At 35.4% G+C, this 13020-nt stretch carries 14 protein-coding genes; 2 read left to right on the forward strand and 12 right to left on the reverse strand.

Annotated features, from left to right (window positions below):
* Window positions 1-130: 130 nt before the first annotated feature.
* Window positions 131-2836, reverse strand: coding sequence for an aconitate hydratase AcnA (gene acnA, locus ABC228_RS04025; protein WP_345823795.1), 2706 nt, complete (start codon window positions 2834-2836; stop codon window positions 131-133).
* A gap of 247 nt (window positions 2837-3083) precedes the next feature.
* On the reverse strand, window positions 3084-4199 hold the full coding sequence (locus ABC228_RS04030) for an ATP-binding protein (protein WP_345823796.1): 1116 nt from the start codon (window positions 4197-4199) through the stop codon (window positions 3084-3086).
* A gap of 265 nt (window positions 4200-4464) precedes the next feature.
* On the opposite strand from ABC228_RS04030, the gene ABC228_RS04035 reads away from it, so the two are divergent.
* Entirely contained in the window at window positions 4465-4944 is a 480-nt protein-coding gene (locus ABC228_RS04035) for a DUF2621 family protein (protein ID WP_345823797.1), read from the forward strand.
* A gap of 18 nt (window positions 4945-4962) precedes the next feature.
* Here the strand turns inward: ABC228_RS04035 and ABC228_RS04040 are convergent, their stop codons facing one another.
* The 9 genes from ABC228_RS04040 to ABC228_RS04080 all read right to left on the reverse strand — a co-directional run bounded on the left by ABC228_RS04040 (window position 4963) and on the right by ABC228_RS04080 (window position 11352).
* Entirely contained in the window at window positions 4963-5445 is a 483-nt protein-coding gene (locus tag ABC228_RS04040; protein WP_345823798.1) for a CcdC family protein, read from the reverse strand.
* Between the two features lie 39 nt (window positions 5446-5484).
* Complete coding sequence (locus ABC228_RS04045) at window positions 5485-5844, reverse strand: response regulator (RefSeq protein ID WP_345823799.1); 360 nt, start codon at window positions 5842-5844, stop codon at window positions 5485-5487.
* A 26-nt stretch (window positions 5845-5870) separates the two neighbouring features.
* Window positions 5871-6305, reverse strand: a complete 435-nt coding sequence (locus ABC228_RS04050) for a Na(+)/H(+) antiporter subunit B (protein WP_345823800.1) — start codon at window positions 6303-6305, stop codon at window positions 5871-5873.
* Window positions 6306-6358: 53 nt separating this feature from the next.
* The gene (locus tag ABC228_RS04055) at window positions 6359-7063 is read right to left on the reverse strand and encodes a cytochrome c biogenesis CcdA family protein (RefSeq protein ID WP_345823801.1); all 705 of its coding nucleotides are present in this window, start codon (window positions 7061-7063) and stop codon (window positions 6359-6361) included.
* A gap of 206 nt (window positions 7064-7269) precedes the next feature.
* On the reverse strand, window positions 7270-7491 hold the full coding sequence (locus ABC228_RS04060; RefSeq protein ID WP_345823802.1) for a YneF family protein: 222 nt from the start codon (window positions 7489-7491) through the stop codon (window positions 7270-7272).
* A 51-nt stretch (window positions 7492-7542) separates the two neighbouring features.
* Window positions 7543-7995 (reverse strand): sporulation inhibitor of replication protein SirA, encoded by a 453-nt coding sequence (gene sirA, locus ABC228_RS04065; protein ID WP_345823803.1) that lies wholly within the window; start codon window positions 7993-7995, stop codon window positions 7543-7545.
* Between the two features lie 246 nt (window positions 7996-8241).
* Window positions 8242-10239, reverse strand: coding sequence for a transketolase (gene tkt / locus ABC228_RS04070; RefSeq protein ID WP_345823804.1), 1998 nt, complete (start codon window positions 10237-10239; stop codon window positions 8242-8244).
* Window positions 10240-10358: 119 nt separating this feature from the next.
* Complete coding sequence (locus ABC228_RS04075) at window positions 10359-10595, reverse strand: DUF896 domain-containing protein (RefSeq protein ID WP_345823805.1); 237 nt, start codon at window positions 10593-10595, stop codon at window positions 10359-10361.
* A gap of 97 nt (window positions 10596-10692) precedes the next feature.
* Entirely contained in the window at window positions 10693-11352 is a 660-nt protein-coding gene (locus ABC228_RS04080; RefSeq protein WP_345823806.1) for a YneB family resolvase-like protein, read from the reverse strand.
* A 270-nt stretch (window positions 11353-11622) separates the two neighbouring features.
* On the opposite strand from ABC228_RS04080, the gene lexA reads away from it, so the two are divergent.
* Window positions 11623-12246 (forward strand): transcriptional repressor LexA, encoded by a 624-nt coding sequence (lexA, locus tag ABC228_RS04085; protein WP_345823807.1) that lies wholly within the window; start codon window positions 11623-11625, stop codon window positions 12244-12246.
* Window positions 12247-12500: 254 nt separating this feature from the next.
* Here the strand turns inward: lexA and ABC228_RS04090 are convergent, their stop codons facing one another.
* Window positions 12501-12923, reverse strand: a complete 423-nt coding sequence (locus tag ABC228_RS04090; protein WP_345823808.1) for a hypothetical protein — start codon at window positions 12921-12923, stop codon at window positions 12501-12503.
* Between the last annotated feature and the right edge of the window lie 97 nt (window positions 12924-13020).

Genomic DNA, 13020 nt, shown 5'->3' on the forward strand with positions numbered 1-13020 from the left:
CACTATCATGGTCTATCTACTTTAATAGTATACAAATTAATACTAAATATAAAGCGGTTAAAGGAAAATTCAAAGAGATGTCACATAATATAAAAACGAGCCCTATTTACTAGGACTCGTTTTCAAGGTATTAAGCTAATTTATTACGTAAAACCATTTGTAGAATACCACCATGGCGATAGTAATCAATTTCTACTTCACTATCGAAGCGTACAACTGCTTTGAATTCAGTTGTTTTACCATCTTCATCAGTAGCAGTTACCTTCACAAGATCATGTGGTTTAACATCTTCACCAATTTCTAGGTTAAATGTCTCTTTACCTGTTAAACCAAGTGTTTCAGAACTTTGACCTTTTTCAAATTGTAATGGTAATACACCCATCATAACTAAGTTAGAACGGTGAATACGCTCAAAGCTCTCTGCAATTACCATTTTAATACCTAGTAGATTCGTACCTTTTGCCGCCCAGTCACGAGATGATCCCATACCGTAATCTTTACCAGCTAGAACCACAAGTCCAGTACCATCTTGCTGATACTTCATAGCTGCATCATAGATAGGCATTACTTCACCAGTAGGCCAATAAGTTGTATATCCACCCTCTGTACCAGGTGCAATTTGGTTACGGATACGAATATTTGCAAACGTACCACGCATCATAATCTCATGGTTACCACGACGAGATCCATAAGAGTTAAAGTTTCTTGGAGAAACTCCTTTTTCTTGTAGATATTTACCAGCTGGCATATCTTTCGCGATTGCTCCAGCAGGTGAAATATGGTCAGTTGTTACAGAATCACCAAACTTACCAACTACTCGTAAATTATTTAAGGATTCTACCTTACCTGCTTCTTTTGATAAACCTTCAAAGAATGGAGGATTTTGAATGTAAGTAGATTCTGTATCCCATTCAAATAATGGTTCATCTGTCGTATTGATTTCATTCCATTTTTCATTAGAGCTGAATACATTTTCATACTCTTTGCGGAAGATTTCAGGATTTACAACGCTTTGTACTTCTGCTTTAATTTCTTCCATTGATGGCCAGATATCTTTTAAGTAAATTGGCTCCCCATCTGCATCTGTGCCTAATGCTTCTGTATCTAAATCAAAGTCAACTGTTCCAGCAAGTGCATATGCTACAACCAATGGTGGTGATGCAAGATAGTTAGCTTTTACTAATGGATGGATACGCCCTTCAAAGTTACGGTTACCAGAAAGTACAGATGAAACGGTTAGGTCACTGTTTGCAATTGCTTCCTCAATTTCTGGAAGTAGTGGACCAGAGTTTCCGATACATGTTGTACATCCATATCCAACAAGACTAAATCCTAATTTATCTAGGTAAGGCATCAAACCAGAGTCCTCTAGGTAGCGAGTTACTACTTTTGAACCAGGTGCTAATGATGTTTTAACGTATTCTGGTACTTGTAGTCCCTTTTCAACAGCTTTCTTCGCTAGAAGTCCTGCCCCAAGCATTACATAAGGGTTGGAAGTATTTGTACAAGATGTGATTGCAGCAATAGCAATTGCACCTGTTTTCATTGATGTCTTTGTTCCGTTTGATAGCTCAACTGTCACTTCTTTATCGAATTCAGATTTGTCTAATCCAAATCCTTGGTTTCCAGATGGAGCTGTAATTGCTTTGTTGAACTCTTTTTTCATTTTTGATAGAGGAATCAAATCTTGTGGACGTTTAGGTCCAGATAGATTTGGTTCTAATTCTGAAAGATTGATTTCAACAACTTGGGTGTACTCAGGATCTTTAACATCCGGTGCATACCAAAGATTATTTTCTTTACAATAATTTTCCACTAAGCTAATTTGTTCTTCACTACGTCCAGTTAAACGAAGATAGTTTAGCGCTTCCTCATCAACTGGGAAGAATCCACAAGTAGCACCATATTCTGGAGCCATGTTAGAAATTGTCGCACGGTCTGCAAGTGGCATATCCTTTAGACCAGGTCCAAAATACTCCACAAATTTACCTACTACATTTTTCTCACGAAGTACTTGTGTTACTTTTAGTGCTAAGTCAGTAGCTGTTGTTCCTTGTGGGAAGCTACCAGTAAATTTAACACCAATTACCTCAGGTGCTGGGAAATATGATGGTTGACCAAGCATACCTGCTTCAGCTTCAATACCACCAACACCCCAACCAAGAACTCCTAGACCATTGATCATCGTTGTATGAGAGTCCGTACCGAATAATGTATCCGGAAATGCATCATATTCACCATTATCATTTTCTAGAGCATGTACCACATTGGCAATATACTCTAGATTTACTTGGTGAACAATACCTGTTGCAGGTGGCACAGCACGATAGTTTTCAAATGCTTTTTGTGCCCAGTGTAAGAATTCATAACGCTCACCATTTCGTTCGAATTCAAGATCCATATTTGCTTGTAACGCGCTTGGAGTACCATATTTATCAACTTGAACAGAGTGGTCGATTACAAGATCAACTGGTACTTCAGGATTAATTTCATTTGGTTCGCCACCAAGGTCAACCATTGCTTTACGTAAAGATGCAAGGTCTACTACGGCAGGTACTCCAGTAAAGTCCTGAAGGATTACGCGTGAAGGCTTAAACGGTACATCTACCCCTTTACCTTCTTTTGTTCCCCATTTCACTAACGCTTTTACATGTTCATCATTAATTACGCGGCCATCATACTGGCGAACAAGAGATTCCAATAAAACACGAATAGAAAACGGTAATCTATCAATGTTTCCTAAGCCAGCATTTTCTAATGCTTTCAATTGGTAAAAGTTATACGTTTTACCATTTAGTTCGAATGCCTGTTTTGCATTGAAGACATTTTCTCCCATTGCTCTAAACCCCTTTCAATCTGTTTTTCATAAGAATTTGTGTCTGCTAGAATGATAATAATTGAATAGAGCTTTTCCAAATTCTATAGTTTTGCACATTATTCATCTTAAATGAAAATCGAGTATAAAACAATCGTTTCATACTCGATTTTACTATATTAAAATCTTATGTAAGGTGATAATTTTTAGTTATACAAAAATAATTACAGTTTTCAGAATTAATTATTGCTAATAATCAATATAGATGTTATGTCGGAAATACAATACGAAAGGTACTTCCCTTTATTTCATTCTGCAATATATCTAGCTTAGCATTATGCCTTTCCAATAATTGCTTGGTAATCATTAATCCAAGTCCTGTACCTTGTTGCTTCGTAGTGAAAAAGGGTTCACCAAGTTTATGAATAACCTCTTCATCTATACCAGGTCCTTCATCTGAAATATCGATTTGTACATATGTATCGACATTCTGGATGAGTACAGTAATTTTCCCTGCCTCTTCCATTGCCTCAATTGCATTTTTTATTATATTAATAAATACTTGTTTTAATTGTGAACGATCACAATAAATTAATCGATCTTCCCCATCCACCTCAAGCAGAATGTTCTTTAATTTTGCTTGTGGCTTAAGAAGCTCCATTACATCTTCTAGCATTTCTAAAAGCGATTCTTCCTGCTTTTTGTCTGTAAGGGGTTTCGAAATAAATAACAACTCGGAAGTAATGGTCTCCATTTTCTCAATTTCATCAATCATAATCTTATAATAGACATCCTTACGATTTACCCCGGCCTGCAATAATTGCAGAAACCCTTTAATAGAAGTTAAGGGATTTCTTATTTCATGCGCAATACCAGCAGCTAATTGTCCAGCCACAGACATCTTCTCTGAACGAATCATCATCTCTTCCGTTTCTTTTTTATCTGTTATATCTCGGATAATAGAAACATAATAATGTTTTTCACTTGATGGGTCTTTTATTCTAGCAATCTTACATTCACACCAAATATATCGTTGGTCACAATTTTTAATATGTATATTAAATGTTTGATTTGTAAATGTTTCCTGACTAAACTCTTTGCGCATATAATTGATATCTTCGGTTAGAACTAAATCGCGAAAGGATTTACCTAAAACATCTTGCGCTTTGAATCCGAGAACCTGTTCTACAGCGCTTGAAAAGAACTGTGCAAATCCTTTTTCATCCCATATTGCAAAAACCTCACTAGAGTTCATTTCAATCCAAGTTAAGATATACTCCGGTAGTTCTAAAAGACTATTCGAACGGTCTATTGATGATTCCAAAGGGGTGATTGTATTTGTTGAAACGTGATGGTTATGATTATTATTTGTTTCTTTGTTCATCGCATTCGCCCCTTTACTACATTATTATACAAATTCGGTACTTTTAAGTATTATATGTTATGATATATACGAATATGATAGTTGTGAAAAAAATTACCTATAATTATAATTATATTAGCATAGATAATAACGAAAAGTAACAAGTTTATCAGAATTATTTCAACTATCTAATAGTAAAATTACCGTAATATCAGGATAAATTCAACTAATTATACATACAGAAGATGGAACGATAGAATAGGTAGACAAAGAAAAAGGTGATATTATGTCAATATTTGATGATTTCCTCGTCGTGTTCTGGGGATTGTTCATGATTGGGTTTATGACTATCGGTGGTTATTTTATGTTTCGTAAATTCTTGAAGCAATTACCAAAAGAAGATGGTAAATCCATGATGGATTGGGAATTACATTATCTCGAGAAATCAAAACACATGTGGGAGAAACCTGAAAAAAACTTACTCGAGGAATTAGTATCTCCAGTACCAGAGCTTTTTCGAGATGTTGCAAGACAAAAAATTGCAAGTAAAATTGGAGAAGTAGCCTTAAGGAAGAATATGAATCAAATTAACCAAGATATTGTAATTGAAGGATATATATTAGCTACACCGAAACGAGATCATAAATTTTTAAAGAAGAAGTTAAAAGAAAAGCAAATTGATATTAAGCCATATGAGCATTTGTTCCAATTAGCAAAAGAGGACTACCGTTCCGATTGGCAATCGCAATACAAGAAAAATTCATAACGATGAAAAAAGGTGTCTCTAATAAAGGACACCTTTTTCTTTAAGCTTCTTTTCTAATTGCTTGTATTTATAAAGCATAGCCATTCTCCAAGTTCCAATCATACCAAAAGCCAATAAGAAGAACATACCACTTGTTTCACCCAGTGAAATCGTACTCCCTATAATTAATTTTAATACGATTCTTAAAATAAGTAACCCAACTAATACAAAAATAAAGGCCTTTGACGGGATTAAATAAATCTTCTCCTTACGAATTTCAAACTTAGATGTCTTGATTAAAAATATAGAGAAAACTACCCCTACTGTAAGTGCTTCAACTACTTGCTGCCACTTTAATTGAAACTCTGGGAAAAGAAACATAAGCGCCCCAGTACTCATAAATAATGGTGGTAAAATAATCGCTTTTACTGATGAAGGTCTTTTGGATGCTTTTAATCGGATTACAATCATCATAGAAGCCATTAAAAACGCTACAATTGTACTTGCTACAATCCAAAACATACTAACACACTCTTTCTCGTGTACGGATATACTAAGTTGTTAGGATAACACCCGGCCAACTGTTTCTAAGACACGATGTTCATCAAATGGTTTTACAATAAAGTCTTTTGCGCCAATTTCAATTGCATCTACTACAATTTTTTGATGACCCATAGCAGAACATACAACAACTTGAGCATTAGAGTCATACTCTCTGATTGCTTTAATCGCGTCAATACCATTCATGACTGGCATAGTGATGTCCATAATCACTAGCTCGGGTTGTGTTTTTTTATAAAGAGAAACTGCCTCTTCTCCATTTTCTGCTTCTCCTACGATCTCATGGTTGTCCTTTGTTAAGATGGCAGTTAATGTAGCACGCATAAACTTTGCATCATCAACAACTAGAATTCTCGCCATTTATAGTTCCCCCAATATGTTTAAAATCAACTCTCCACTCTGTCATTTGCTATATTAATGATAATTGTAACGGTAACGCCAACAACTGTAAGATATACCCCTAAATCAAACAGCATTGCTGTTGCCAACTCCACTTCTCCAAAAACAGGAAATTCAAAATATCCAAAAGTGTGTGATAGAAATGGAACATTAAACAAAAATGATCCCATGCTAGTTAATAAAGCTACTAGTAAACCAACTGGAATTAATACTCGAAAGTTTATTGGCAAAATTTTATTAACAAATTTAATACCATATGCCATATAGAGTAATACAATTGCAGCAGCTGTTACCAAGCCACCAACAAACCCTCCTCCTGGAGAATTATGTCCAGCCATAAATAAGTATATAGAAAACCCTAACAAAATAAAGGCAATCAAAGCTGTAGCTGTCTGTAGTATCAAGTTATTGGGTTTGTTCATAAAAACACTTCCTTATGTACTTGCTATAGTTAATATCATAATATAGTTTACCATTAAAATCCATAGAAACCTATCCACCCTGCTAGAAACGCAGTAAGCTTTGTCATCCAATCAAAGAATAGTGCTACTCCCATAAAGATCATGATGTAACCACCAATTTTGACTATTTTTTGACTATTACGCTTGATCCAGTTTAGCTTTCCTACAAAAAAAGACAGAATAAAAAATGGTATTGAAAAACCTAATACATAGCTAATCATCATAACCATCCCGGAACTTGGGTCTGTTGCTGCCAAAGAAAGCACAACAGCTAATATTGGTCCAGTACAAGGTGTCCACCCCATAGAAAATGCCATCCCAATGAGAATTGAACCAAAATAACCAGATGGTCTATGTTTAAATGTAATTTTTTTATCTTTCATTAACCAAGTAAAATTAAAGATTCCTACAATTACTAGGCCGAAGAAGATAATAAGTATTGCACCTATCTGTCTTATAATATCCTTATAGGTCAATAGGAATTCAGAAACTGCTGATGCGGTAAATCCAATCATAATGAAAATACTGGAAAACCCTATTAAGAAAGAAATGGTATGTAAGATGCTCTTTCGATTTAACATTTTATTCTCTTCTTTTATTTCACTAACACTCATCCCGGTTAAATAGGATAAAAACGCCGGGAACAATGGGAGAACGCATGGTGAAACGAAAGAAAGAAATCCTGCACCAAAAGCAAGAAAAATATTTATTTCGGACATTATTAGCCTCCTGAAAACTTTTTCTACTATCTAGTATAACAATTAGTTATCTCTATCTTATGGTATGAATATGACAATTAGTCGAAAATCTTGTTTACACGAATCAGATTTATGCATACATCACCGTACAAAAATACCCCCTACTTCAATTAGTACGGGGCATTGTGCAATGTATACGTATGTTAGTAATTCATTATTCCAGGAATTTATTTGTCCATTTGATTATTCATTGCACGCATCATTTGATTGATTTTCTTCTGAGAAGGTTTTTGACCCATTTGCATCATTAATGTACGAAGCATTTGCTCATTAATTGGTGGATTCTTTTTCAGATAACTCATCATGTATTTTCTAGCGACAAAAAATCCAAGAGCAACACCGACAATTAAAGCTGCTATAGCAATTAATACGACCCAAAGTGTTCCCATCTATCGTTTTCCTCCTTCGTGTTGTCTCTTATTCAGTATAGTAAAACAGGCCTAAGAATACAATACTTCTTCATTATTATACGCGATACTTGTCCTTACAGGCGATATCCAACCATAATTCTCATTCTCTTCATCCATAATAAATAGATATGGATGGAAACGTCTTAAGATTGGAAATAATAATGCTTCAGCATCCTCTAATGTTTCACAACGAAATTTTAAATGTTTTTCATTAATATGTAAAGTAATATAGTTAATTGTATTTCCAAGTTCTATGGGATTCCTCTTTGCTTGATTGCGAAATGTATTTTGTTGAAGTCTCGTTAATTGCGAACTCAATTGTTCCTTAGGGAAGCTTTCCGTAATGAAATTAAATTGCGTAACTAAGTCGTTACGATTGTATTTAGCATGAAACTCTCTTAAAAATCGATATAATATATCACTTTTATAATAGTAATGTTCTGCGAATTCATTTTTGATCCAGTAAACCGTATACACCTTCATAGTCATAACCCTCCCTTATCCTCTATTATACGCAATCTAGTAGAAAATAATGTCATACTGTGAAGCGTAATTTCACTAGTTTTGTCGAAGATATTAACTAATTGAAAAATTAACAACTATAGAACAATTAAGGCTTAATAAGGTTTGTGAAAGTTTTTTATTAACAATACGACTGAAGCAGTTCTAGTAGATAAGAGAAAAAGCCAATCAACTACAATTGATTGGCTTTTTTCAGATATATTTATTTTACATGAGCGATTTAACATTTTTAACAACATTTTCAACTGTAAAACCATACTCTTCAATAAGTTTTTCACCGTTCGCAGATGCTCCGAATGTGTTGATTCCCATCACAATTCCATCTAGACCAACATAACGCTCCCATCCTAGTGGAGAGCCCATTTCAATTGCTACACGGCTCTTAACAGATCTAGGAAGTACTTGTTCCTTATAGCTTTGATCCTGCTCTTCAAAACGATCCCATGATGGAATACTAACTACACGCACATCAGTACCTTCTTGTCGTAAAACCTTTTGAGCTTCAACAGCTAATTGAACCTCTGATCCAGACGCAATTAGAATAGCATCCGGTGTCTCTTTTTCAGAATCACTTAGAACATAAGCACCACGTTTAACACCTTCGTATGCTTTTTCGCTTGTACCCTCTAACGTTGGCAGATTTTGTCTGGTAAGAACAAGTACGGTTGGCTTGTCAGTCGATTCAACTGCTAATCTCCATGCTGCTTGTGTTTCGTTCCCATCAGCAGGACGTATAACAGAAAGGTTTGGTACACCTCTGAAAGAAGAGAGCTGTTCAACAGGTTCATGTGTTGGACCATCTTCTCCAACAGCAATCGAATCATGTGTAAACACATAAGTTACAGGTGTTTTCATAATCGCAGATAGACGAACCGCTGGACGTAGGTAGTCACTAAACACGAAGAAAGTTCCTCCGAATACTTTTAGTCCACCGTGCAGTGCCATACCATTTAATGCAGCACCCATCGCGTGTTCACGAACACCAAACCATATGTTTCTGCCCGCATAATTGTTTCTAGTTAAATCTTCTTCCCCATTAATTGTGGTTTTATTTGAGCCGGCTAAGTCAGCACTTCCTCCTAAGAAATTAGGAACAGATTTAGCAATCGCATTTAAAACCTCACCTGAAGAAGACCTTGTCGCTACTGATTTACCAGTTTCATAAACAGGGAGTTCTTTTACCCAGCCTTCCGGTAAATTCCCATGAATAGCTGCCTCTAATTCCTTCGCCGCTTCAGGGTATTTTTCTTGATAGGTTTTATATAAGGAATTCCAATCTCCTTCTAGTTTTTGCCCTTTTACAACGATTTTTTCATTGAAATCAGCATAAACCTCCTCTGGAACATGGAAGTCATCATGACCCCATTCATAGAATTCCTTCGTTAAGACTACTTCGTCTTTCCCTAAAGGTGCACCATGAGAAGCTGCGGATGCAGATTTATTAGGAGAGCCATAGCCAATAACGGTTTTAATCTCAATTAGAGTTGGCTGTTCTGTATTTTCTTGTGCAGCTTTGATTGCAGCACGAATCTCATTTAAATCAGTTCCGTCTTCAACACGGATAACTTGCCATCCATATGCTTTAAAGCGTTCCTCCGAATTATCGGAAAATGCTCGGTTTAATTCACCATCTAAAGAAATATCGTTTGAATCATATAAAGCAATTAGTTTACCTAATTTCAAATGTCCTGCAAGTGATGCTGCTTCATGAGAGATCCCTTCCATCAAATCACCATCACTGATTAAGGCATATGTATAATGGTCAATAATGTTCAAGTCTTCTCTATTATATTTACCTGCTAGATGAGCCTCTGCCATTGCCATCCCAACAGACATAGCAATTCCTTGTCCAAGCGGGCCAGTAGTAGCTTCTACTCCATCTGTATGATGCACCTCTGGATGTCCTGGTGTTCTGGAACCCCATTGGCGAAACGATTTTAAATCATCAATCGTTACATCATAACCAGAAAGATGTAATAAGCTATAGAGAAGCATAGATCCGTGGCCTGCTGACAAAACAAAACGATCACGATTAAACCATTTTGAGTTTTTTGGGCTGTGGTTCATGAAATCCGTCCAAAGTGTATAAGCCATTGGAGCAGCCCCCATTGGTAATCCTGGATGACCAGAGTTGGCTTTTTCAATCGCATCAATTGAAAGCGTACGAATTGTATTAACTGATAATTGTTCAACATTAGTTGACATAATGATACTCCTTTCTACTTCAAGCATTTAATTTAATTCCATGTTTATCTTATAATGAAAGATGCCGTATAACAAGTTATTTTACGCATTATAGATATTATTTAGTAGTTGGTACACTATCAATGCTTGCTATTTCTATCTTGCATATCTTTTAGCTTTTTCGGTGTAACATCATTTCCCGCCGGGTCAATAACTGTCATTGTTTTTAATTGATTTTTAAAGGACTTTCGAACGTTTTTCAAATATTCCTCACGAAGCTCTACCTGTTCCTTCTTTTCTGTTTCTGTTAAACCATCCTTACTTTTAGCTTTCTTAGCTAATGCATTTATCCGTTCCAGTTTTTCCTTCGATAACAATCAAAAAACCTCCCAAATTCTATCTATTTATCTTATCCTGTCACTGTTAAGTAAATGGAAAAAAGCAAGGACTAAATACTGTCCTTGCTTTTTAATATTACCTGTTCCATGTATTTGAATCAATTAATTTATACTCCTGATACCTACGATGAACAGTAGCCTTTGAAACTTGGTATCCTAATCCATTTAACGTGTTTGCAATCTCCCCAAAAGTTAATTCCTTATTTCGTAAATGAACAATTTCTTCTATTGGGACTTCAATTTTTTCTCTACCAGCCGCTTTGTTCCGATTTGATAAATTGTTTGATGGATTATAGCCATTCGCAATAGCCTTTTTCATACCTCGCTTTATTTTAGCGTTATGGATTTTCCGTTGATATTCTTCTACAATACCGACTATCTGCAATACCATTGAATCTGACTCTGATAGCTCTAACTCTCCATTATGTAACACCGTATAAATAGGTATCTTTCGTTTTGCTAATTGATGAAATAGTGCAATCTTCGTGTTGCCTCTACCAAGTCTCGTCTCATCTTGAATAAATAGACAATTCGCTTTTCCAGCTTCAAATGTCTCGAGCATCTCAAATATACCTTCACGTTCGATTTCATAACCACTAGCTTGTTCTTCTATACATTTAACGATGTTAAATCCATAACGATTGGCTAGTTGATATAACTCTTCCTTCTGTCTTGATAATGATGTTTCTTGTGCTTTTTTATCTGTACTCACTCTGCAGTATATGATGCCATTCACTTTCAAAACCCCTATTTATGCACTAATTAATGAAAGGTATAAGAATCCTAATGTTAACGCAAATGCAGCAATGTAAAACAAATCTGTTTTGTTTACTCTTCCGAACATTTTACATCATTCCTTCCTTTTCAATATAAGAACCTTTGTTCGCTAAATTCATTATAACAGAACATATGGTCTTGTCAACGTTTTTTCGAACGAATGTTTGCATTTTTAGATAATGGGTGGTAAACTATCATTAATAAATCTTATGTGCGAGGGGTTTAATAGATGACTAAATTATCCAATAGACAACAAGCAATTCTTGACTATATAAAAGAACAAGTGAAAATTAAAGGATATCCACCTTCCGTAAGAGAGATTGCAGAGGCTGTTGGTCTTGCTTCAAGCTCTACTGTGCATGGACATCTCTCAAGACTTGAAAGTAAAGGCTTTATTCGCAGGGATCCTACTAAACCAAGGGCAATTGAAATACTAGATTTTGAGGAAGAGCTTACTATTCCAAGGGACGAAGCGCGTTATGCTCCAGTCATTGGTAAAGTAACTGCTGGTGTTCCAATTACTGCTGTCGAAAATATTGAGGAGTTTGTTCCAATCCCTAGCTCATCAGCTGGGCCCGATGAGAACCTATTTGTTCTCGTTATCGATGGAGAAAGTATGATTGAAGCAGGAATTTTAGATGGTGATATGGTCATTGTCAAACAACAAAACACCGCACAAAACGGAGATATTGTTGTTGCCATGACGGAGGATAATGAAGCAACTGTAAAACGTTTCTTTAAAGAAAAAGATCATATTAGACTTCAACCAGAAAATCCTACAATGGAGCCATTAATTTATCCAAGCGTTTCTATTCTAGGGAAAGTAGTTGGATTGTACCGACACATTCACTAATATTATTCATACGACAACGTCTATTAGTTAAGACGTTGTTTTTATGTAAAAATACATAACAAAAGAGCTGATTATGGTCAGGAATTCCCTGATTGTTAATTAGCTCTTTCTATTTCTATGATAAGTATCAGCTTTTGGAGTTAGCAAAATATTTTAACCGAGGCTTATCAAGTCAGTAGTTTGTCATATAATAAGCACCACTTAACCATGTTAAGTATATCTATTAAGCAAATTTGGAACAAAACTGTTAAATGCTACTTATGATAAAGTTCCTTGTAAGCAATCACTTTCAATGCGGTAATTTCCTCTTCGGATAATTTGCCTTCAATTTCTTGAAGGAGTTCTTCTTTAGAAATTTGACCTTCTTGAACTTTCGATTGTATATTTTGAAGTCCTGTTATTCCTACTTTCTTCACTAGCATTCTAGTAGCTTCTTCTTTTGTTGTAAATGGTAATGATTGTTCGTCAACTGATTCGGCATCTTCTAAAAAGGCCATTAACTCTGGATCACTTTCAATTGTCTGTTTGATTTTCTCAAGTTCACCACTGTTTTCCAATTCAGTAGAAAGAACTTCCATTAACTTATCGGATGCTAATTTTGTTCCAAAATGATAAACCCCATAGCCGAGAATAGCTAATACAATGACGGTAATAAGTAATCCCTTTATAATCTTCATCGTTTCATACGCCCCCTTTGGTATAACTATATAATAAATCACTAAAAATTTGTTGGTTAACTTTTTTCTAAATATCGGATTTTGTAGATATAATTCT

The organism is Ornithinibacillus xuwenensis, from assembly GCF_039614845.1.
Classification (GTDB): Bacteria; Bacillota; Bacilli; order Bacillales; family Amphibacillaceae; genus Ornithinibacillus; species Ornithinibacillus xuwenensis.

Excerpts from the sequence above, each read along its gene's own strand:
- acnA (WP_345823795.1), bottom strand. The coding sequence starts at position 2,836 with ATGGGAGAAAATGTCTTCAATGCAAAACAGGCATTCGAACTAAATGGT.
- ABC228_RS04030 (WP_345823796.1), bottom strand. The coding sequence starts at position 4,199 with ATGAACAAAGAAACAAATAATAATCATAACCATCACGTTTCAACAAAT.
- ABC228_RS04035 (WP_345823797.1), top strand. The coding sequence starts at position 4,465 with ATGTCAATATTTGATGATTTCCTCGTCGTGTTCTGGGGATTGTTCATG.
- ABC228_RS04040 (WP_345823798.1), bottom strand. The coding sequence starts at position 5,445 with ATGTTTTGGATTGTAGCAAGTACAATTGTAGCGTTTTTAATGGCTTCT.
- ABC228_RS04045 (WP_345823799.1), bottom strand. The coding sequence starts at position 5,844 with ATGGCGAGAATTCTAGTTGTTGATGATGCAAAGTTTATGCGTGCTACA.
- ABC228_RS04050 (WP_345823800.1), bottom strand. The coding sequence starts at position 6,305 with ATGAACAAACCCAATAACTTGATACTACAGACAGCTACAGCTTTGATT.
- ABC228_RS04055 (WP_345823801.1), bottom strand. The coding sequence starts at position 7,063 with ATGTCCGAAATAAATATTTTTCTTGCTTTTGGTGCAGGATTTCTTTCT.
- ABC228_RS04060 (WP_345823802.1), bottom strand. The coding sequence starts at position 7,491 with ATGGGAACACTTTGGGTCGTATTAATTGCTATAGCAGCTTTAATTGTC.
- sirA (WP_345823803.1), bottom strand. The coding sequence starts at position 7,995 with ATGAAGGTGTATACGGTTTACTGGATCAAAAATGAATTCGCAGAACAT.
- tkt (WP_345823804.1), bottom strand. The coding sequence starts at position 10,239 with ATGTCAACTAATGTTGAACAATTATCAGTTAATACAATTCGTACGCTT.
- lexA (WP_345823807.1), top strand. The coding sequence starts at position 11,623 with ATGACTAAATTATCCAATAGACAACAAGCAATTCTTGACTATATAAAA.
- ABC228_RS04090 (WP_345823808.1), bottom strand. The coding sequence starts at position 12,923 with ATGAAGATTATAAAGGGATTACTTATTACCGTCATTGTATTAGCTATT.